General features: G+C 61.9%; 16 protein-coding genes and 5 pseudogenes. 13 read left to right on the forward strand and 8 right to left on the reverse strand.

Annotated elements, in window-relative coordinates:
- Nucleotides 1-34 precede the first annotated feature (34 nt).
- The 7 genes and pseudogenes from M1B35_RS04375 to M1B35_RS04400 all read left to right on the forward strand — a co-directional run bounded on the left by M1B35_RS04375 (nucleotide 35) and on the right by M1B35_RS04400 (nucleotide 9,329).
- The gene (locus M1B35_RS04375) at nucleotides 35-1,162 is read left to right on the forward strand and encodes an MFS transporter (protein WP_268261318.1); all 1,128 of its coding nucleotides are present in this window, start codon (nucleotides 35-37) and stop codon (nucleotides 1,160-1,162) included.
- A 480-nt stretch (nucleotides 1,163-1,642) separates the two neighbouring features.
- Nucleotides 1,643-2,161, forward strand: a complete 519-nt coding sequence (locus M1B35_RS04380; RefSeq protein ID WP_123337596.1) for an Hcp family type VI secretion system effector — start codon at nucleotides 1,643-1,645, stop codon at nucleotides 2,159-2,161.
- An 88-nt stretch (nucleotides 2,162-2,249) separates the two neighbouring features.
- Nucleotides 2,250-4,205, forward strand: a complete 1,956-nt coding sequence (locus tag M1B35_RS04385; RefSeq protein WP_123337594.1) for a type VI secretion system Vgr family protein — start codon at nucleotides 2,250-2,252, stop codon at nucleotides 4,203-4,205.
- A 32-nt stretch (nucleotides 4,206-4,237) separates the two neighbouring features.
- Complete coding sequence (locus M1B35_RS04390; RefSeq protein WP_123337592.1) at nucleotides 4,238-4,687, forward strand: DcrB-related protein; 450 nt, start codon at nucleotides 4,238-4,240, stop codon at nucleotides 4,685-4,687.
- A 43-nt stretch (nucleotides 4,688-4,730) separates the two neighbouring features.
- Nucleotides 4,731-4,901: pseudogene (locus tag M1B35_RS32520) on the forward strand (hypothetical protein); the annotation flags it as partial.
- A 48-nt stretch (nucleotides 4,902-4,949) separates the two neighbouring features.
- Nucleotides 4,950-8,948: an RHS repeat-associated core domain-containing protein gene (locus M1B35_RS04395; RefSeq protein WP_268261319.1), complete on the forward strand. Its 3,999-nt coding sequence runs from the start codon at nucleotides 4,950-4,952 to the stop codon at nucleotides 8,946-8,948.
- Complete coding sequence (locus M1B35_RS04400) at nucleotides 8,949-9,329, forward strand: hypothetical protein (protein ID WP_268261320.1); 381 nt, start codon at nucleotides 8,949-8,951, stop codon at nucleotides 9,327-9,329. It abuts the gene before it with no gap.
- A 345-nt stretch (nucleotides 9,330-9,674) separates the two neighbouring features.
- On the opposite strand, the gene M1B35_RS04405 is transcribed toward M1B35_RS04400, so the two are convergent.
- The 3 genes and pseudogenes from M1B35_RS04405 to M1B35_RS04415 all read right to left on the reverse strand — a co-directional run bounded on the left by M1B35_RS04405 (nucleotide 9,675) and on the right by M1B35_RS04415 (nucleotide 11,129).
- Nucleotides 9,675-9,929: a hypothetical protein gene (locus tag M1B35_RS04405; protein ID WP_268261321.1), complete on the reverse strand. Its 255-nt coding sequence runs from the start codon at nucleotides 9,927-9,929 to the stop codon at nucleotides 9,675-9,677.
- A gap of 142 nt (nucleotides 9,930-10,071) precedes the next feature.
- Entirely contained in the window at nucleotides 10,072-10,356 is a 285-nt protein-coding gene (locus M1B35_RS04410) for a hypothetical protein (RefSeq protein ID WP_268261322.1), read from the reverse strand.
- Nucleotides 10,343-11,129 (reverse strand): annotated as a pseudogene (locus tag M1B35_RS04415) (MlaA family lipoprotein). The gene M1B35_RS04410 and the pseudogene M1B35_RS04415 overlap by 14 nt, the downstream one beginning before the upstream one ends.
- Before the next feature lie 167 nt (nucleotides 11,130-11,296).
- Here M1B35_RS04415 and M1B35_RS04420 point away from each other — a divergent pair.
- From M1B35_RS04420 to M1B35_RS04430, 3 genes and pseudogenes are all read left to right on the forward strand, one after another.
- Complete coding sequence (locus M1B35_RS04420; RefSeq protein ID WP_268261323.1) at nucleotides 11,297-12,007, forward strand: response regulator; 711 nt, start codon at nucleotides 11,297-11,299, stop codon at nucleotides 12,005-12,007.
- A 71-nt stretch (nucleotides 12,008-12,078) separates the two neighbouring features.
- A pseudogene (locus tag M1B35_RS04425) lies at nucleotides 12,079-13,352 on the forward strand (sensor histidine kinase).
- 66 nt (nucleotides 13,353-13,418) lie between these two features.
- Complete coding sequence (locus tag M1B35_RS04430; RefSeq protein ID WP_268261324.1) at nucleotides 13,419-13,877, forward strand: MerR family transcriptional regulator; 459 nt, start codon at nucleotides 13,419-13,421, stop codon at nucleotides 13,875-13,877.
- On the opposite strand, the gene M1B35_RS04435 is transcribed toward M1B35_RS04430, so the two are convergent.
- From M1B35_RS04435 to M1B35_RS04445, 3 genes are all read right to left on the reverse strand, one after another.
- Nucleotides 13,801-14,781, reverse strand: a complete 981-nt coding sequence (locus tag M1B35_RS04435) for an NAD-dependent epimerase/dehydratase family protein (RefSeq protein WP_268261325.1) — start codon at nucleotides 14,779-14,781, stop codon at nucleotides 13,801-13,803. The genes M1B35_RS04430 and M1B35_RS04435 overlap by 77 nt on opposite strands.
- Nucleotides 14,782-14,867: 86 nt before the next feature.
- Complete coding sequence (locus M1B35_RS04440; RefSeq protein ID WP_268261326.1) at nucleotides 14,868-15,608, reverse strand: hypothetical protein; 741 nt, start codon at nucleotides 15,606-15,608, stop codon at nucleotides 14,868-14,870.
- Between the two features lie 37 nt (nucleotides 15,609-15,645).
- Nucleotides 15,646-16,491, reverse strand: a complete 846-nt coding sequence (locus M1B35_RS04445; protein ID WP_268261327.1) for an AraC family transcriptional regulator — start codon at nucleotides 16,489-16,491, stop codon at nucleotides 15,646-15,648.
- 81 nt (nucleotides 16,492-16,572) lie between these two features.
- Between M1B35_RS04445 and M1B35_RS04450 the strand changes: the two genes are divergently transcribed.
- The 3 genes and pseudogenes from M1B35_RS04450 (at nucleotide 16,573) to M1B35_RS04465 (ending at nucleotide 18,455) form a co-directional block, all read left to right on the forward strand.
- Complete coding sequence (locus M1B35_RS04450; RefSeq protein ID WP_268261328.1) at nucleotides 16,573-17,205, forward strand: glutathione S-transferase family protein; 633 nt, start codon at nucleotides 16,573-16,575, stop codon at nucleotides 17,203-17,205.
- 61 nt (nucleotides 17,206-17,266) lie between these two features.
- Nucleotides 17,267-18,165 (forward strand): annotated as a pseudogene (locus M1B35_RS04460) (DMT family transporter).
- A gap of 83 nt (nucleotides 18,166-18,248) precedes the next feature.
- Nucleotides 18,249-18,455 carry a hypothetical protein gene (locus tag M1B35_RS04465; RefSeq protein ID WP_123337565.1) on the forward strand — a complete coding sequence of 69 codons (207 nt, stop codon included), beginning with the start codon at nucleotides 18,249-18,251 and terminating at the stop codon, nucleotides 18,453-18,455.
- A 78-nt stretch (nucleotides 18,456-18,533) separates the two neighbouring features.
- On the opposite strand, the gene M1B35_RS32125 is transcribed toward M1B35_RS04465, so the two are convergent.
- Nucleotides 18,534-19,445 carry a methyl-accepting chemotaxis protein gene (locus tag M1B35_RS32125; protein ID WP_425273387.1) on the reverse strand — a complete coding sequence of 304 codons (912 nt, stop codon included), beginning with the start codon at nucleotides 19,443-19,445 and terminating at the stop codon, nucleotides 18,534-18,536.
- 3 nt (nucleotides 19,446-19,448) lie between these two features.
- A pseudogene (locus M1B35_RS32130) lies at nucleotides 19,449-20,639 on the reverse strand (FIST signal transduction protein); the annotation flags it as partial.
- Between the last annotated feature and the right edge of the window lie 25 nt (nucleotides 20,640-20,664).

The following is a 20,664-nucleotide window of genomic DNA, read 5'->3' on the forward strand; positions in this document are numbered from 1 at the left end:
TGGAGTCCGTTTGTGACCTGCCGGTTTGCCCGCCATGCCTGATACCCACGCCCGCACCACCGATAAACACTCCGCCCGCGCCGCCTCGATCCTGGGCCTTTGCCTGCCCGGCGACACCTTGCTCTACCTGCTGCTGCCCATGCAGCACGAAGCCTTCGGCGTGACCCTGGCCGAAGCCGGCTTGTTGCTGGCGGCCAACCGCCTGGTGCGGATTTTCGGCTACAGCCACGTCATGGGCTTCTACGCCCGGCACGGTGATCGCCCGATCTGCGTGCTGGCCGCTGCCACGGCGGCCCTGTGCGCCCTGGGCTACGCCACGTTGTCCGGCTTCTGGTGGCTGCTGCTGTTGCGCCTGGGCTGGGGCCTGACTTACGCCGCCCTCAACCTTTCGACCCAAGTCATGGCCACCGCCGAACCTGACGGCGCGGCTCGGCGTACCGGCCGCTCCCGGGCACTGATCGCCACCGGCCCAATGCTGGCCTTGCCCCTCGGCGCCCTGGTCAGTGTTGAATACGGCCCTCGGGTGATCTTCTTCCTGATGGCCCTGACGTCACTGATCGCGGTGTATCTGGCCCTTGCGCTGCCGAACAAAGCCCATCCCCTGGCCACCTCTCCCCGGCGCTTCCAGCGCCCCGACAGCGTGGCCGTGTGGTCCTTTGTCGAAGGGCTGGTGCTGGACGGCCTGTTCATCATTGGCCTGTCGCTGCTGGCCGAACAACTCATGGCCGGCAACGCCGTACTCGTGGCCGGAGGCCTGCTCGCCCTGCGCTACCTCTCGGAAATGCTCCTCAGCCCCCTGGGCGGCCTCGCGGCTCAACGTTGGGGCGCGACCCGCATGCTCATTGTCTTTTCTCTGCTCACCTGCGTGGCCCTGGTGGGTTTTGGTTGCCACTGGCTGATCGTTGGCGGTGCCCTGGTGTTGGTGCTGCGGGCCCTGCAACTGCCGTTGGTGGTGACCGTTGTGGCCCAACGGCACCCAGGTCCTGGACGCGTCCGAGCCTTGGCGGCCAACGCCGTATGGCGCGACATCGGCGCCGGCATCGGCCCGCTGATTGCCGGGCTGCTCCTGCCGGTGGCGTCCACGGTGTGGGTGTATTCGCTGGCGGCGGGGTGCCTGGCGGTGAGTGCGTTGGCCTGTCGGGAGGCCCGTGTGCGGGGGTAAGCGGCACACGCCAAAAACTGCAGCGCCAGGGTCGCAGGGTGAGCCAATAGCCGGCGAAAAAATCCGCACCCAGCTGTTGATCGAACCTCCCGGTCCACGCCCTTATCGGTACACCGCTCGGGCAGAGTGAGAGGCATTGATGGCTGTTTTGCGGGCGTCAGTTGTCGTGGTGCGAGCTCAGGGCAAGTGCGCAACTTCTTGCGCACTTCACTGTGGATAAGTTTGTGCATACATCGCTGTAAGGCAGGTATTGCCAGCGTTGTAGACGACTGCGCAACTTCTTGCACAGTACTGCGCAACTTCTTGCGCACTTTTCAAGGAGTTTTGCGGTTGCGCCGGCCTGAAAATACCCGGAACCGCGCTGAAGGTCCCGGCCCGCTTGGTTATGACGATTTCTGGCACGTTCCTTGACATAGCTTTGGGTAGCCATTGGGCAATGTTGCCCATTGGTTATTCTCACTTTTAGCAAGGAACGCACCCATGGCTACACCCGCGTACATGTCCGTCACTGGCACCAAACAAGGCCTGATCACTGCTGGCGCCTTCACCGCCGATTCGGTGGGCAACACTTATCAGGAAGGCCACGAAGACCAGGTCATGGTCCAGGGCTTCCAGCACGAAGTGATCATTCCTCGTGACCCGCAATCCGGCCAACCCACCGGCCAGCGCGTACACAAGCCGGTGATCATCACCAAGGTTTTCGACAAGGCGTCGCCCCTGTTGCTGGCGGCCCTGACCTCGGGCGAGCGCCTGACCGAGATCGTTATCCACTGGTACCGCACGTCCGCTGCCGGCACCCAGGAGCACTACTTCACCACCACCCTTGAAGACGCCATCATCGTCGACATCAAGGACTACATGCACAACTGCCAAGACCCATCGAACTCGCACTTCACCCACCTGGAAGACGTGCATTTCACCTACCGCAAAATCACCTGGACCCACGAAGTCTCCGGTACTTCCGGTTCCGATGACTGGCGCACCCCGGTCGCCGGCTAAGGCGGGTCGATCGTCACAGCACATGGACCTGCCGCGTCGGTCCATGTGCTTTTTTCGCTTCTGACGCACTTACACAGAGGAACAGGGATTGTTCAGTTCAGCCAACCAGACCCATTTCAGCCTGGTCGTCGAGGGGCTCCAGCATGATTTTCAAGTGCTCTCCTTTGTGGGCAAGGAAGCGATCAGCACGCTCTATGCCTTCGATGTGGAGTTGGTCAGCGAGCGACATGAAGTGGACCTTGAGAGCTTGCTGCATAAACCCGCCTTCCTGGCCTTTAGCGACCGGGGCGAGGGCATTCACGGGATCATTCACCGTGCGGAGCAGGGTGCCAGCGGCAAGCGCCTGACCCGTTACAGCCTGACCCTGGTTCCACACCTGGCTTACCTGAGCCACCGAATCAACCAACGCATCTTCCAGCACCTGCCGGTCAACCGGATCATCGCGCAGATCCTGGAAGAGCACGGCATCCTCAGCGATGCCTACCAGTTCCACCTGGGCATGGTTTACCCGGAGCGGGACTACTGCGTGCAGTACGACGAATCCGACCTGCAATTCGTGCAACGCCTGTGCAGCGAAGAGGGTATCCATTACCACCATCGCCATAGTCAGGCCGGGCATGTGCTGATGTTCGGGGATGACCAGACGGTGTTTCCCCAACTGCCGCAAGCGACGGAGTACCAGGCCGGTAGCGGGATGGTTGCCGACCGGCCGGTGATCAAGGGTTTTGACCTGCGGGTCGAGGCGCGCACCGGCCGCACCACGCGCCGTGACTATGACTTTGAAAAGCCGAGCATGCTGCTGGAGTCAAAGTACCAATCGGAAAATCAGGCCCCGCAGCCTGACCTGGAAGACTACGACTACCCCGGGGCATTCAATCGTCGTGATCGTGGCAAGGTGCTGAGCCAGCGCGCGCTGGAGCGGCACCGTGCCGACTACCGCCTGGTCAAGGGCCACAGCGACGAACCGGCCCTGGTCAGCGGGCATTTCCTGACGTTGGCCAAGCATCCGCGCATGGCCTGGAATGACCTCTGGCTGATCACCGAAGTCGCTCACCAGGGCTTGCAACCACAAGTGCTGGAGGAATCGGTCACCAGCGATGTGAAGCCCGAAGACGGCTTTGTGCAGGGCTATCGCAACACTTTTTCCGCCATCCCCTGGGACACGTTTTACCGCCCGCCGATGCCGGCACGAAAACCCGTATTGGCCAGCCAGACGGCGAGGGTGACCGGCCCAGCCGGTGAAGAAATCCATTGCGATCAGTATGGCCGGGTCAAGGTCCAGTTCCATTGGGACCGTGAGGGCCGTTTCGACGAAACCAGCAGTTGCTGGGTGCGGGTGGCTTCCAGTTGGGCGGGCCCGGGGTTTGGCCAGGTGGTGATTCCACGGATCGGCATGGAGGTGTTTGTCACCTTCCTTGAGGGCGACCCCGACCAACCGCTGATCACCGGTTGTGTGCCGAACAAAATCACCCCGGTGCCTTATCCGCTGCCCGAGAACAAGACCCGCAGCGTGTTCAAGACCAACAGCAGCCTGGGGGGCGCGGGCTCCAATGAAGTGCGGGTGGAAGACCGGGCCGGGCGCGAGCAGATCTACATCCATGCGCAGCGCGACCAGGATTGCAGCGTCGGCAACAACGAGACCCACTGGGTGGGTGTCGACCGGGCTCACTCCGTGGGGCAGAACGAAACCGTGACCATCGGCCAGAACCGCCTGAGGACGGTCAAGGTCAACGACACCCTGCAAGTCGGCGGCGCCAAGCGCGACAGCGTCGGCACCCAGTACCTGATGGAGGCGGGCAGCCAACTGCGCCTGGTGTGTGGCCAGAGCGTGATCGAAATGAATGCCAGCGGCGAGATCAACCTCTACGGCACCGCGTTCAATTTCTCGGTCACCGGCGACGCCGAGATCAATACCGGCGGCAATCTCAACATCAACATGCCGGGCGGCGCGGCGGGCACGGCCCCGGGTGCCGATGGGGCCAAGGGCAGCATCGACAGCCAGGTGCAAGGCGTCTTTTCCAACCCACCCCAGCCGGCTTCCTAAACCCCCTATTCCAACCTGAGGGCACATCGCCAATGGACTACCTGATTCAAGAAGGCACGCTCACCCTGCCGGCCGGTTTTCACGACCGCAGCGTCAACATGTTTGTCCCGGGCGTTTCCTTGCCAGCCCCGTTCAGCTTGACGATTTCACGGGACACCACACTGCCCGGCGAAGCCTTGTCCGACTACGTCGAGCGCCAGGTCGGCCTGATCGCCTCCAAGCTGCGCAAGTACCAGCGCCAGAGCATCCTCGAGGTTGAGCTCTCGGCCAGCTCACCGATCCCGGGTCGGCAAGTCGATGCCCATTACCAGAGCGATGGGCGCCCGGTGTATCAGCGCCAGTCGGCTTTTTTCATCGCCCCTGAACGGGTGCTGGTGTTTACCGCCACCAGCCAGATGCCGTTTGACGCCCAGCTGAATCAGCTGTGGCTGGAGGTGCTGGCGAGTTTTCGAGCCCATCCCTCCAGCCCCGCCACCCCTTAAGGATTTCCGGCCCTAAACAGTCGGCATGACATGGATGTCACGCATGTTTGAAGCAGCACGTTTTGACGACGAGATTGCGCACACCAACGCTCTCGTGGGTTTTTTGGTGGGCGCCGCGCTGGGATTGGCGCTGGTGGCTGCCGCCTCGATTTTTGTCGTTGCGACCTGCGGAGCCGGGGCCGTGTTGTTACCCCTGCTGATTGGGGTGGTTGCGGGCGCTGCCGGTTCAGGGCTGGTGATGGCGGGGGAGGGCATAGGGCGAATGAGTAAGGCGCCCGCCGGAGGGATTACCAGTGGTTCCAGCGACGTGTTTATCAATGGCCTGAAGGCGGCCTTTGTCCAGGGCAGCGTTGGTATCTGCACAAAACACCCGGTGCCGCCGATGGTTGCAGAGGGCTCGGCCAAGGTGTTTATCAACGGCCTGCCAGCGGCCCGCAAGGGTGACAAACTGACCTGCGGCAGTGTGATCGACAGCGGTTCGGAGAACGTGTTCATCGGCGCTGAAAAGGAACAGTACCTGCCGATCGACGACGAAGTACCGAAAATCATACGCGACACGGTGGAGGTCGCCATGGTCGTTGCCGGCCTTGTCGGTGGCGTTGGGCAACTGCTGTTCAAGGCCAGCCAGGTCGGGCTCAAAGCTGTGGCCCCCTGCGCCATGCGTTTCGCCAGCACTTTTGTGGTGGGCGAACTGGCTGGACAGTTCGTTATAGGCCCAGCCGTCGGGCGCGTCGCCGGGGCACTGTTTGGCAACCCGGTGGATGGGATCAGCGGGCGCAAATTGCTCTTGGAAGAAAGCGAAACCGACTTTGATCTTCCCGGCCTGATGCCGATTGTCTGGGCACGTTTTTATGCCAGCGATGTTCATCACGAAGGGCTGCTGGGGCGCGGCTGGGTGCTGCCGTGGGAGCAAAGCCTGCGTCTGCAAGAGGGTCAGTTGTACCTGCGCGACAACCAGGGGCGCGACCTGAACCTGCCCGTGCTGGAGCCTGGGGAGCGGTTTTTCCTGGCCAGCGAGCAACTGTTCCTGGTGTGCTCCGAAGGCGGGCATTACCTGATTCAGACGCCCGACAACACCTTCTTCTATTTCGGTGAGTTGGCCGACAGTGGCCAACCCTCGCCACTGCGCCGTATCGAGAATGCACTCGGGCATTTCCTGAGCTTCCACTACGACGGCCAAGCACGCCTGAGTGATATCTGTGCCAGCGGCGGCATTCGTCTGCACCTGTGCTACGAGCGCCATGAACGGCGCCTGAGTCGGGTGGAAAGGGTGGTGGACAACCGGCCTGTGGAAACCCTGGTTCACTACCAGTACGACGCCGATGGGCAACTCCAGCAGGTGATCAATCGCAATGGCGATCGAGTGCGCCAGTTTGCCTACGAGCAAGGGCGCATGGTCGCCCACGAAAATGCCCTGGGGCTGGTTTGTCAGTATCGCTGGTCGACCCGCTTCGACGATCATCAGCCCCGTGTGGTCGAGCACTGGACCAGTGACGGTGAGCGTTATCATTTCCACTACGACCTGGCCCAGCAGCAAACCGAAATCCGTGACGTGCTCGACCGTGTCGCGCTGATTCACTACAACGATGGCCGTCGGGTAACGGCTTGCCGTGACTTCGGCGGCGAGCACTACCGGTTCGAGCTGGACGACGCAGGCAACATGACGGGCCTGGAGCTGCCGGACGGCAACTCACTGGCCTTTGTCTACGACGACTTCGCGCGCCTGGTCGAGGAAGTCGACCCCCTGGGCCGCAGCACCTGCTACAGCTACCACCTCAACACCAGCCTGATCACCAGCATCCAGCGCCCCGACGGCAGCACCCAGAGTTGGGTCTACGACAGCAACGGCACGCTGCTCGATAGTGTCGATCCGTTGGGGCATGTCACTCAGTACTTCAACACCAACGACGGCTTGCCCCACACCTGCACCGACCCGCTGGGCAACACCACGCACCTGTGGTGGAACGCACTGGGGCAAATCGAGCAGTACCAAGACTGTTCCGGTCATCGCACCCACTATGCCTACGACCAGAACCTGCACCTGCTCAGCATCAAGGATGCCCTGGAGCGCACCACCCGCCTGATCCGCAAGGCCGACGGTGAAGTGCTGCGCGTCGAGCACCCGGACGGCAGTCATGACGCTTACAGCTACAACGCCCTTGGCCAACTGCTCAGCCATACCGATGCCGACGAGCGCACCACCTATGTGACGCGCACGCCCCGCGGGTTGCTGAGCAAACGCCAGGACCCGAGAGGGCAGCAGGTTCACTATGAGTACGATAACTGCCAGCGCCTGATCGCCTTGCTCAACGAGAACAAGGCAGCCTATCGCTTCACTTACGACGCGAGCGATCGCCTGCAGGAAGAAGTGCGGGTCGACGGCCTGCGCCGGCGCTTCCGTTACACCCTCAGCGGCGCCCTGGCACAGTTGGAGGAAGTCACCCGGCAGGGCTTCAATGACCTCTCCCGCCAGCAATACTTCGAGCACGATGCTGCGGGGCGCCTGCTCAGCCGCATCACCGACGATGGGCGTCTGGACTACCAGTACGATGATGTCGATCGGCTGATTGCCGTGGATCGTCAGCCGAGTGCAGCAGGCAAGGCTCGTGGTGTCGGCCTTGATCACCTGGCGTTCAGTTACGACGCCGCCGGCCAACTGCTGAGTGAAGAGAGCAGCACCGGCAACCTCGGCTACAGCTACGACGCGTTGGGCAACCTCACCGGCTTGACGCTGCCTGACGGGCGCCAGGCGAACTACCTTCACTACGGCAGCGGTCACCTGCACCAGATCAACCTCGACGGTCGGATGATCAGCGACTTCGAGCGTGACGCCTTGCACCGCGAAACCCTGCGTACCCAGGGGGCGCTCACCAGCCGCTATGGCTACGACAGCAAGGACCGCAAGGTGTGGCAGGCCGCAATCCGCCTGCCCCACGAGCAACTCAGCCAGCTTCAGGAAAAAACCGACAGCCTGCTCGGCCACCCACAGCACCCGGCCACCGCCCTGCATCGTCGCTACCACTACAGCCCAGGCGGCGAAGTGCAGCGCGTGACCGATAAACAGCGTGGGGTGACTCACTTCACCTACGACGCCAGCGGCCAACTGCGCAGCCGCCAACCTGATCACCCACAGTTGCAGACCGAGGACTTCTCCTACGATCCCGCCGGCAACCTCAGCGGCAGCGGTCGTTGGCACTTTGAAAGCCTGCCTGATAACCGCCTGGTCGCCTTCAAGGACCTGCGTTTCAGCTACGACACCTGGGGCAACCTCAGCGAAAAGAGCAGTGCAACCGGGGCCATGCAACGCTTTCACTACGACAGTGAAAACCGCCTGATCAAAGCCGAAACCTGGCAAGGCCCGAAACTGCGCAGCGAGGCCCGTTACCACTACGACGCCCTGGGCCGGCGCATCGGCAAACACGTCACGCAAGACGGTCAGGCCGAGGAAACCAGGTTCCTCTGGCAAGGCCTGCGCCTGCTCCAGGAACAGCAGTCGCAACTCCACAGCCTGTACCTCTACGAACCCGGCAGCTACGCGCCCCTGGCCCGTATCGACACCGACCCCGAACTGCCGGAACGAGACGCCCGGCACTACTACTTCCACACCGACCAGATCGGCACGCCGCAAGAAATGACCAACGCCGAAGGGCACGTGGTGTGGCGCGCCTACTACAAGGCATGGGGCGGGCTGGAAGCGTTATCACCGAACCTGGTGGAACAGAGCCTGCGCTTTCAAGGGCAGTACCACGACCGGGAAAGCGGGCTGTACTACAACACTTTCCGGTACTACGATCCGGCAGTGGGACGGTTTACCACCCAGGATCCAATTGGGTTGATGGGGGGGGGGAATCTTTATCGGTATGCCGCTAACCCAACAAGCTGGGCCGACCCTTCAGGTCTTACATGTAGCTCATATTCAGGAAAGCTTAATATAAAATCGTCTGAGATGCTGCCGTTAGTTAGAGGGTCTAAGGGGTGGAAGCAAGCAGTAAAAGATTCGCAAAGTGCAATATCTGATGGTAAAAAGTTTCAGGTTAAAGTGCAGTCTAGTTCGGATGCGAAGTTGTTTCTTAAAGAGTCGCAAGGGAGTATGAATCGCTACAAAGCACATACTCAGAGTAAGCGAGATGACGGAGTACAAAAGTATAAGAAGGGTTACGAGCAACACATGGCGCCTGAAAATGGGATGGGCGATACGCCGCATATTAAATGGTATAACCAAAACTCGGATGGACACATTTTTTATGACGTACCTAATTAAATGAAAAACTTATATAAATTTAATTTTTTGGTGAAAAGTGAAGTTCCTTCAGGACTGAGTGAACCCGATGTTTTTTTCAAAATGAGAGATCTCACGTGTAAAGGAGAGCTTAAGTTAATGCTTGATGATGCTGAGGACGTTATTGAGTGTTTAATGGATGGTTACTATTATGTTGCACATAACTTAGTAACTTTTAAAGGTAAAAAGCCTATTTTCTTAGGTAGGGTTTTTATGGCAGAAAAAACTGATTTGGTATCATTTATTCGGTTTTCTATGGAGTCTGGCGATCTCAGATCTATGCTTTTATCACCATGCTTTGATAGGGAGCCAAGTCAGGTGATACTTGTGACGGAAGATGCAAGTTGTTTGTATGCTTTGTAAGCAAAAAGTATTTTATTTTTATCGTTGTTACGCAAAGATGACATTGCATTTCCAAGACGGCACGATGGTTTTTTACTACGGTTGGAAAAAATTGGCAAGCGTAGAAGCTGATCAACGTTAAGGTACAAGTCAAGTGGTGGCGGATTGTAAAGCTTGGCGCGGGCTGGAGTTTTTTCGCACAGTATGTGTTGCCAAAGGCAATACTACGGCGGGTGGCTGGGCTGGTGTTACAACCTATTGAACTGTCACGACTCTGCGGCTGGTTATTGCCCCACCCTGCACCAACCTATCAAAACCTACCCGAATCTCGACACTCGAACTTCTGACCTAGTTGAAGCTTCAAACTCAGACCCTCAGTTCTTTCACCACCTCGACCGCAGCCGCCGGGGTCGAGAGGCTGCTGATGGTCGGGGTTTTGTGCGGCATTGTGGGGAATACGGTGAGTGCCACGATAAATGCGATAAAGCCGGCAACCGCTCCTGCCAGGTTGGCGGGGAGCCGTCCGAAGCGGCCGCGTTTTTTGACCACGATGACCCACACACCGGCCCAGATGGACAGGAGCAGTTTCAGGTACAGCAGCGCATAGATTTCGAGAGGCATGGCTTATCGCAATCAAACGCCTGTGCCGGGCAGGAGAGCCGCTGGGCACAGGGCGGGTGGATGGGATTGGTACGATAGCAAAGTCTTCTGCGGCTCTCCCAGTGCTTCGTTCAATCCGGTCTTGCCCAGGCTCCCGCGCGGCTCAGTGAGCCGCCACGTTCAGTTTGGCCGACGGGGCGCTCTGCAGCAGTGTCGGCGGCTGGCCTTCTTCGATGATCCAGCGCAGCAGTTCGGCTATTGGTACTTGGTGTTTGCGTTCGACCCATTCCATGCCGTCGGGGCTGTAGCGTTCGCTGTAGCGACTGAGGATCAGGTGTTGCTGGTCCTCGGAGAGGTCCAGGCTGATTTCTCGACAGTGCAGGCAGGCGTCGTCTTGCATAGCCACCTGTTGTAGCAGCATCAGCGAGCGGGGTTCAGAAGGTGTCATGGTCGGGGCCCTCGCAGCGGTTTTTCCCGGGATCGGTCAGCCCCTGTTTGCCTTCTTCGACGAAGGCGCGCGGTGTTCGGCGACGACGTTGCGCAGGGCGCTGTAGTAGTCCGGCATGTTTTGCAGGCTGTCGGTGAGCGGCAGCAGGGCGGCGCGGCCGTCGATCACGCCGCCCACCGTGGCCACGGTGCCCAGGGTTTGTACGGTGTCGCTGTGGTCGCCGAAAGGGTCGAAGAAAAAGCTCAGCACGCGCCCGCTGGCATCGCGGCTATTGGCCGTGCCCAGCAGGGGCAGTTCGACGATCGGGCCGTTGCCGATGCCCCACACGCCAAAGGTCTGGCCGAAGTCGGCGTCGTGACGGGGGATGCCCAGCGGGTCGGAGACATTGATCAGGCCCAGCACGCCGACGGTGCTGTTGACCGCAAAGCGCCCGAGGGTGTTGACCGAGCGTTTGGGGTTGCCTTGCAGCAGGTCGTTGATAAACACCTTGGGTTCGCCAAAGTTGCTGGCGAAGTTATGCACACCCTGTTGCACCACGTCGGCAGATGGCGATAACCCCGGGCGACCGGCGCCAGGGCGTAGTCATCGACCACGCGGTTGAAAGCGAAGATGCCACGGTTGACCCGTTCCGCCGGGTCGTACACGACCGTATCGGTCGGGGTGCAGGGGCGCGGCTCGGTGGGGGCCTGGCTGCTGCAGCCGGCGAGCCAGGACAGGGTCAGTGCCAGCGCCGCATGGCGGGCCAGGGCGGGGGAAGGTTTCAGCAACGGCATGGGCGAAGGATCTCCATCAAGGGGAGGCCGATGCTGGCATTCGCTGCTTGCGCAAAGATGTCTGCTTTATTGCCTGGGTGAAGGTTTGTTACCGCATTGAAATATATGACGGCTGGCGTCGAATGGTTTTAGATAACCGCTCTTTCACCCCTTAAGTGATGCCGCTGGTGAGCAGTCTTTTAATCGTCGACGACGACCTTGAGGTCCTCGCGCTGCTGAAGAAATTTTTTGTGCAACAGGGCTATCAGGTCGAGGTCGCCACCGATGGTGTGTCGCTCTGGGCGGCCTTGGAGCGCCAGGCCCCGGACCTGATCATCCTCGACCTGATGCTGCCCGGGGAAAATGGCCTCAGCCTGTGCCAGCGCCTGCGTCAGCAGCGGGCCACGCCGGTGATCATGCTCACCGCCATGGGCGAGTTGAGTGATCGGGTGGTGGGCCTGGAAATGGGTGCCGACGATTACCTGAGCAAACCCTTCGATGCCCGCGAACTGCTGGCCCGGGTGCGGGCGGTGCTGCGGCGGGCCGGGGAGAATCGACCCTTGAGCGGTGAAGCGCCTCGGCCGCTGATCAAGTTCGCCGACTGGCAACTGGACCTCACCCGCCGCGAATTGCGCTCGCCAGAGCAGGTGATGATCCCGCTGTCGGCCGGGGAGTTCGACCTGTTGCTGGTGTTTGTCGAGCACCCCCAGCGCATCCTCACCCGCGAGCAGTTGCTGGACTTGGCCCGGGGCCAGGCCCATGACGCTTTCGATCGCAGCATCGATGTGCAGGTCAGCCGCCTGCGGCGCAAGCTGGAGTTCGACACCAAGCGGCCGGCGATGATTCGCACCGTGCGCAATGGCGGCTATCTGTTCACCCCCAGCGTGAGCCGTCAGTGAAAGCGTTTCGTGCCGCGCTGCGTTATCGCCCGCGAGACACGGTGGCGCGCTGGATCGCCCTGACCATCGTCATGGCCATGCTCACCGCGTTGGCCTTCAACAGCCTGTTCGTGCAGTTGGCCGGGGTCTGGGCCAAACCGCCGCTGACCGAGACGGGCCTGCTGGAACGGGTCGCCGCCATCACCCGGGTGATCGAAGCCTCGCAACCGGCCCAACGTCCGCGGCTGGCCGCCGCCGTGAGCGACGACAAGATCAACGCCCAGTGGTACAGGAGCCGCGACGGCCTGGGCTTGCCGTACCAGGATGACTCGGAGTTCGGCAGCGGTTCCCGGGTACTGCGCAGCGCGCTGAGCGGGCCGCCGCGGCATATCGAGGCCTACGAACCCAGCGACTGGCCCGGCGGCGGTGGCGGCTATGCGCTGCTGATTCAGTTGCTCGACGGTTCCTGGCTGTTGTTCTCGTCGGCGTCCCGCAGTTGGGGGCTGGAGGAGGGGCCGCGCAACCTGATCCTGATTGCCCTGGTGCTGCTGTCCATCAGCCTGGTGGCGCTGATCGCCACTCGCCGCCTGGCCAGGCCCTTGCAGCAGTTCGCCGAGGGCGCGCGGCGTTTTGCCGTGGACTTTCATGCGCCCCCCATCGAGCCGGTGGGGCCCATGAAATCCGCCAGGCGATCCTCGCTTTCAATGCGATGCAGGCGCAGTTGCAGCACTTCATTCAGGACCGCACCCAGATGCTGGCGGCGATTTCCCATGACTTGCGCACGCCCCTGACGCGCATGCGCCTGCGCGGCGAGTTCATCGAAGACCCCGACCAGCAGCAACGGCTGTTTCGTGATGTGGATGAAATGCAGGCCATGATCAACTCGGCCCTGGAGTTCTTCCGCGACGATGCGCGGCTTGAGCAGGCGACCTCGTTTGACCTGGCGGAGTTACTGCAGACCCTGGTGGACGATTACCGTGACCAGTCCATCGACATTCACTTCAGGGGCCCGTCACGGCTGGTGTTCTGCGGCCGTCCTTTGGGGCTGAGGCGGGTCATGGGCAACCTGCTGGACAACGCCATCAAGTACGGCCGCGAGCCGGCCATCGAACTGGAGTCGCGGGCGGACCAGTTGTTGATCCGCGTGCTCGACCGTGGCCCGGGCATCGCGCCTGAATTCCTGGAGCAGGTGTTTGCGCCGTTCTTCCGCCTGGAGACCTCCCGCAACAAGAGCACCGGCGGCGTGGGGCTGGGCTTGTCAGCGGCCCGGGCGATTGTCCTGGAGCAGGGTGGCGAGCTGACCTTACACAATCGCGCGGGTGGCGGGCTGGAAGCGCGGGTGCTGCTGCCGGTGCTGGCGCGTTAGCCGGCAAGACGCCGGGCTCGGCTTGCCGGTAAGCTGCGCGGCGTATCAGGGGTCAGGGAGAGGACTATGTACATCGGCACGCTGGCTAACTTATCGGGCTGCACACCCAAGGCCATTCGCCTGTATGAGCAAATGGGCTTGTTGCGCCTACCTCCGCGCCAGGGCGCCTATCGGGTCTACAGTGCTCATCATCTGGACGTGGTGCGGCTGATTCGCGCCGCCCAGGCGGTGGGCTTCAAGTTGAGCCAATTGCGCGAACTGGTTGAGGCCAAGCAGGCGGCCGAAGGGTTTCCGGTGGCGCTGGCTCAGCAAGGCATCGACGCCAAGCGCCAGGAAATCCAGGCACAGATTGCTGCCTTGCAGGCCCAGGACCTGCAATTGTTGGCGCTGCGGGGCGAACTGGCGCAACGTTTCGGGCCTGGGGCTGTGCCCGCCTGTGACAGCTCGCTCAGCGTTGCTGCAAGTACGCAAACGCCTGTTGCAGCGCCAACTGCGGTGGCCGGGGCTGGTAACCCAGTTCGTTGATGGCCTTGTCGATGCAGTATTCCTGGGGCACCCCATAAAACATCCGCACCTGGCTGAGCAGCAGTTCGGCGGGGCGGCCGCTGAATCGAGCACGTTGTTCCTCAATCCAGGCCAGGGCCAGCAGCAGGCCTTTTGGCGCCCGACGTGGCACTCGGTAACCGGGCACCACTTGGTTGACGGCCTGAATAATCTCGGCCAGCGACGAGCATTGGCGGTTGGCGAGCAGGTAACGTTCTCCCGGCCGACCCCGTTCTGCGGCGCTGATGATGCCGGCGGCCACATCCCGCACATCGACGAAGTTGAACAGGAAGTTCGGGTCCAGCGGCACCCGGCGCGCCAGCACTGAAGCAAGAAAACCCAGGGTGTCGGTGAGGCGCGCGGCATGGGGACCGATCATCGCCGAGGGCAGCACCGTGACCAGGGGCAGGCCCAGTTGTTCGGCGCACTGCCAGGCGGCTTGTTCGGCGAGGATTTTCGAACGGTAGTAGGGGTTTTGCAGGTCGCTGTTCCAGTGGCCCTCATCCAGGGGCTGGCCGTTGTGCCCCACAGCCGCCACGGAGCTGACATACACCACGCGCTTGACCCCGGCTTCGGCGGCGGCGCGCAGCACATTGCGGGTGCCCTGGACATTGACCTCGACGATCTCCCGCTCGGGGTCCCTGGCCCAGTGCTTGAACACCGCGGCCACTTGATACAGCACGTCCACGCCGTGCAGGGCTTTGCGCAGGGAGGCTGGGTCTCGCAGCTCGGCTTGTACCGGCTCGCAGGTCAGCCCGGCTAAAGGGGCTGTGTGTGCGAGGTCGCGAACCCCGGCCCGAACCCGTTGCCCCTGGGCCAGCAAGGTCCGCACCAGGGTATTGCCCAGGTGCCCGTTGGCACCGGTGACCATGGCGAGGGTGTGCATAAGTGTCCTTGCCCGCCTGCGGCGGTGCCTGAAAAAGATCAGGCACTGTGCAGCCTGTCCCTAGGGACAGAGTCAAGGGGCAGGGGTCAGGACCAGTCGAAGGTCAACAGCACCAGGCCTTCTTCAGGCTCGTAGAGCATGACGATGGCGTCGGCCCCGGCGCTGCGGTAGTGCCAGCCCGGCACGCTGAGCACGTGCTGGAAACGGCGTCCAGCAGGGCTCAAGGGCCAGACCTGGGAGTCACCGCTGTCGTCATCGGCTTCGATGATGTGCATGGGGAATTCCACGGTTTCCACCCAGTTGGCGCGGCCATCGAGGTCGCCGCCCAGAGACTCGATAAACTCCAGCGGCCGGCCGTCCTCCCAGTCGGTACGGACCAGGTGCCCGTGCTCGTGGTAGTGCTGGCGCGTGGCCTCAAAGGAAGCCTGTTGTTCGGCGTAGTGCGCTTGCAGCTTCTTGACCTGTCGGGGTTCGGCCTCGTGCAGTTGGGTGTTGTCCGGGTGCAGGAAGAAGTAGCGCGGGTCGCCGCACAGGCGGTAGCGGCCGTCTTCCAGCTTGAAGCCGATCCAGTTGGTTTTCACCAGGTCGCTGTGCAGGAACCAGTCTTCGGTCAGCTCACCCACCAGGCCTTCGTCGGGCTCCAGAGGGCTGAGCAGGTGCAGGTGGCCGGACCATTGCGGGTTGATGCTGCTGGCGTCGACGCTTAGCAACGGGTGCAGGTGGCGGGCCAGTTCTTGCTGGTCGGCGACGAACACCTCGCTGGCCTCGGGGAAGGCCACGGCGCCAGCCGGGAGCTGGGTGAAGTCAGGGGTCTGTTCGTGGGGCATGGAAGCGAATCCTTTCAGGGAGTGTTGGGCCGCCCATTCAGGGGCGGCTGTTACGAAAGTGGCCGGGGGTGACGCCGACCACTTTTTTGAACGCGCGGGTCATGTGGCTTTGGTCGAAGAAACCGCACAGCAGTGAGGCATCGCTGATACTCACCCCGGCACGCAGCAGGTTCTGTACTTGGGCGATGCGCTTCTGGATCTGGTAGCTGTGGGGCGAGACGCCGACCTGCTGCTTGAACACGCGGATCATGTACAGCGGGTCGAGGTCCACCGTGGCTGCCAGTTCCTCCAAGGGAATGTGCTGGGCAAAGTCATCTTCGAGCCGTTGTTTGATGCGCATCACCGCTTGGCGTTCCGTGCCTGCAACCACCGGAATGGGCAGGCCGTTGCGCTGGAACACCTGGGCCAGCAAGTCGAGGAGCAGGGTTTCCCGCTCAAGGCTCGGGGCGCAGCTTTCAATCAGCCGGTGGCGCTGCAGAAACAGGCAGGCCAGGGCCGGGTCGTGGCGCATGACCTCCTGGAAGCGGTGGATGTACCCGGGTGCCAAACGCTGCGGGTCGAGCACGGCGTTGAGCCAGGCCGGGTCGATGTAGAGCATGCGGTAGACCCAGCCTTCGGCGCTGCCGGGCACGCCATCGTGGATATCGTCCGGGGTGATGGTGACCACGCTGCCGGCGGTGCACAGGTGCTGGCGGCCACGGGAGAAGAGCTTTTCCACGCCGCCGGTGATCACGCCGATGGCGTAGCGCTCATGGCTGTGGCGGCCGAAGGACTGTTGGCTGTAGCGCGCCGACAGCAGCTCGCAGTCACCTTCGGGGATGCGCCAGAACCGCGAGAAGTCGCCCGTGGGCGGCAGGGTGGTGGGGAGCCGGGGCGCATCCATGAGCGAGTCCAGTTTTGTGCAATACGGTGAAAAAAACGGCGGGTAAATTTAGCACCCCTTACTTGAAGCGAGCTAGATGAAATGACGGCCACCCTGATTATCGGCGACTACCGCAAGTCCTCCTGGTCCTTGCGTCCCTGGCTGGCGTTGCGCGCGGCGGACGTGGCCTTCGAGACCTTGTTGATCAAGCTCGACGAGCCCGACACCCGGGCCAATATCCTGCGCCATTGCCCGACCGGCAAGGTGCCGGCGCTGCGCCTGGATGACCTGCTGATTCATGACAGCCTGGCGATCTGCGAGTACGTCGCCGAAACCTGGCCCGACGCCGGGCTGTGGCCTGCCGATGCGCGCCTCAAGGCCCTGGCCCGTTCGGCCTGCGCCGAGATGCACAGCGGCTTTGTCCCCTTGCGCAGCCAACTGTCCTTCGGGGTGGGCACGGGGGAGAGTGCCGGGCCTTTGAACGATGACACCCAGGCCGATATCCAGCGCATCTTTGCCCTGTGGCGCCAGTTGTTGATGCTGAGCGGCTCCGAGCAGTTCCTGTGCGGGACCTTTGGTGTGGTGGATGCCATGTTTGCCCCGGTGGTGTTGCGCTTGCGGCGTTATGGCGTGGCGGTGCCGACGGAGCTGGCCGGCTATGTGCAGCAGGTGCTTGAGTACCCGCCGCTGCAACAGTGGCTGCAAAAGGCGGCCGAGGAAGGCGCCGGGGTGTGAGGGAGGGCGCCGGCCTGGGGCCGGCGCCGAGTGTATAGACCAGTATTTTTCGGAGTCGCGTATGTCGACCAATAGAGCGGTGGTGGAACTGACCCTGGGCGGCCTGATGCTCAGCCTGTCGGCCCTGGCCGTGGCCTTTGCCAACATGGGCGCCGGCGGTGTGGGTTTCTACCGCATGCTGTTCGCCTCGGTGCTGTTTTACCTGACGCTGAAGTGGCGTCGGGTTCCGGTGCACCTGGCCAGCCTCGAGCCCGGCGCTACACGGCGCTGGCCGGGGTGTTTCTGGCGGTGGACCTGATCCTCTGGCACCAGAGCATCTACATCGTCGGCCCGGGCATTGGTTCGATCCTGACCAATTGCCAGGTGTTCTTCATGACCTTGCTCGGCCTTTCGCTGCTCAAGGAAAAACCGTCGTTGTACTTCCTGCTGTCCATCACCCTGGCGTTTGCCGGTCTGTATCTGTTGCTGCTGCCGGAGATGGGCACCACGGTGGGCATCCAGGGTGTGGTGTTTGGTGTGTTGTCCGGGTTGGCGTATGCGATTTGCGTGTACTTCCTCAAGGTCAACACCGACTTGCCTGACGGCGGCGGTGACAAAATCGCGCAGATGCTGCACCTGAGCCTGTGGGCCGCGGCGGTGTTGCTGGGCTATGCCCTGGTGCAGGGGGAAAGCCTGGTGATCGCCGACCAACAGACCCTGTGGATGTTAATCATCTATGGCGTGCTGGTGCAGTTCGTGGGCTGGTTGCTGGTCAATCGCGCCATCGGCTCCATCAGCCTGGGGCTGGCGGGCTTGATCCTGCTGTTGGAGCCGGTGATTACCTACTTCATCGACGTGGCGTTCTTGGACAAGGCCAGCTCCGCCCTGCAAATCGGCGGCGCCCTGCTCACGGTGGTCGCGGTGTACATCGGCTCGATCAAACCGCCGAGCAAGACGCCGGCGGTGAGCGAGGCGGCGTGAAAGATCGGCGGCGAGGGTTTTGCCCTCGCAGGTTGGCTGCTAGAGTCCGCCCCGCCAATTATCCAAGGGAAGGAACGCTTCAAGTGAAATACATCCATGCACTGACTTTGTTCGCAGCGGTTATGGCTCTCAATGGCTGCGTGGTGCAAAGCACCTACAGCAAAAGTATCGCCGTGACCAAGGACGCGGAAGGTCGTGTTGTGCAGACCGTCGAGACTGAGACCGTCGTGCAGCCGGCGCAGGGCTATCCGATGCGTTTGGAAAAAATCAAAGGCATCCAGCCGCAGTAATTGCAGGCTGCCCACCCAGGGCGCAAGGAAACCGGCCATCGCCGGTTTTTTTGTGCCCAAGCGTCAGGCCCGTACAACCTAGCGCCGGGTCAGGCCGATCAAGGTATCGGCCACGTCCCGGGTGCGCTGGGAGGTGCCGGCGGTGGCGCTGCTGGAGCCTTCAAGCTCCGAGAGCAGATCGCTGAGGGTGCCGACTTCCGTGGATTGCTCCTCGATGTGCTGCGCCACCTTGCGGATCTCGGCGGCCAGGCGGTCGATGTCGTCGCCGATTTCGCCGGCGTTCTGGGTGGTTTTTTCCGCGAGTTTGCGCACTTCGTCGGCCACCACGGCAAAGCCTCGGCCCATTTCTCCGGCGCGGGCGGCTTCGATGGCGGCGTTGAGGGCCAGCAGGTTGGTCTGCCCGGCGATCTGCTGGATCACCTGCACCACCGATTGGATGCGCAGGCTGGACTGGGCCAGGTCCCGGGAGCTGATCACCACGTCGTCGGCTTGCTGGGCCAGGGTCTTGACCGTGCTTCCGGCCTTGTCGATCACTTGGCCCTGGAGCTGGATGGTGCTGCTCAGTTCGTCCATCGAGACGTGCAACTCGCCGGAGTAACGCTGCAACTGGCTGGAAATCTGCTGCTGGTCGCTGTCGGCACGATGCAGCACCTGGCCCAGGTCCGAGAGGCCGGCGAACACCGGCTGGATGTGCTCGTCCAGGCCCAGGGTGTCGATGGCTGCGCTGAAGTTTTTCTGCTTGAACTGCTCGATTTGCTTCACCACCACTTGGCTCAGTCCCGAGAGCTTCTTGATTTGCCGACGCAGGAAGAAGGCTTTGAATTCGCCGTAATAGGCGATGAAGTTATCCAGGTATTCGTCGTGAAAGTGCGCTTTGGGCGGTACGCGAAAGAAGAACACGGCGGTCAGGGTCTGGTTGAGGTTCAAGCCCAGAATCTCGCCGAAGGTCGAAAAGCCTAGCACCGGGGTATCGCCGAACACACCGCCCATGCGGCCCAGTTCGGCGCTGTTATTCAGGCGTCGCAGGATGCAGTCGTTAAGCAGACCGATCAGCGCCTGGCCCGGTTTGTTGCTGAGGAAGCGGGCGAAGTCCTTACGGGTTTCGTCCACCAGGGGGGTGCGCTTGACCATCACCAGTTCTTCCCCGGGGGCCACGTCGCAGAACAGGTGCACGCGCTCGCTCTGCAGGTCGATGCGGGCGATGGAGCGCACAAACAGTTCTTCGCCCACACGGATGGCGAAGGAGTACTGGGCCAGGTGCTGTTCCAGTTGCCCGGGGGGGCAGTTGAAGGTCTCGCACAAGGCGGCAACCATGCTGCTGATATCGCCATTGGCCTTGACCACCTGGCTGATGTAACGCTCTTCCAGGGAGGCGGTGAGCACGCTTAGGCTGAAAGTGGTTTTCTCGAAGTTCTGGCTCTTGAACACACCGAAGCGGATGTTTTTCGCGCTTTTGAGAAACACCACTTGGGCGTGGTTGGCGTAACTGCGCTGGCCGTCGTGGATCAAGGTGCTCTTGAAGTCGAGCTTGCCGCCCGCCGAGCCACCGACAAACAGACAGGGGAAGCGCCCGGACTCGTAGAGCGCTTCCATGAAAAACGATTCCGAAGCCGAGAGGCCGTCGAAGGTCACGTAGGCCAATGTGTCGCGGTGGTCGATGGCGGTGGACACGCGCACGGCTTTGATCGAGCTGACCAGCTGCGCGATGCGTTCGCGCATGTTCAGGCGCCGGCCCTGGCCGCGAATGTCCTCGCTGTGCAAGGGGATGTGCACCGCCTCGGCGGATGCAATGACCGTGGAATCGAACAGCGCCAGAACGATGCGGTCCCATTGCTGACCGGTCTCGCAGTACAGGCCGCTGGCGCTTGAACGCAGTTCGCCGGCGCTGGTGCACAGGCTCAGGGTAGCGCCCGGGAAACGCGCAGCGATGCAACGTGCGGCCTGGTCCAAGTCGATGTGGGGCGACACAAAGCCGGTGATGTACACCGGCACGATGCTCAGCGCCGCCACGTGCTCGGCCAGCTGTCGGGCGGAGGTCACCAGGGAGACGACTCCCGAGTCCTCGGCGCTGGCGGTTTTGAAGCGGGAAAATAAACTCATGGTGTCGGTCCGATAAGTGAGCGGCGAGCGAGGGCTATTCATCTGGCCAGAAGGGTGCGCGTCCGGGCGCTGTCTGGTCGTCATCAATAGCGGTTTTCTTTTTCGCCCA

The sequence above is a fragment of the Pseudomonas morbosilactucae genome, assembly GCF_023241665.1.
Taxonomy (GTDB): domain Bacteria; phylum Pseudomonadota; class Gammaproteobacteria; order Pseudomonadales; family Pseudomonadaceae; genus Aquipseudomonas; species Aquipseudomonas morbosilactucae.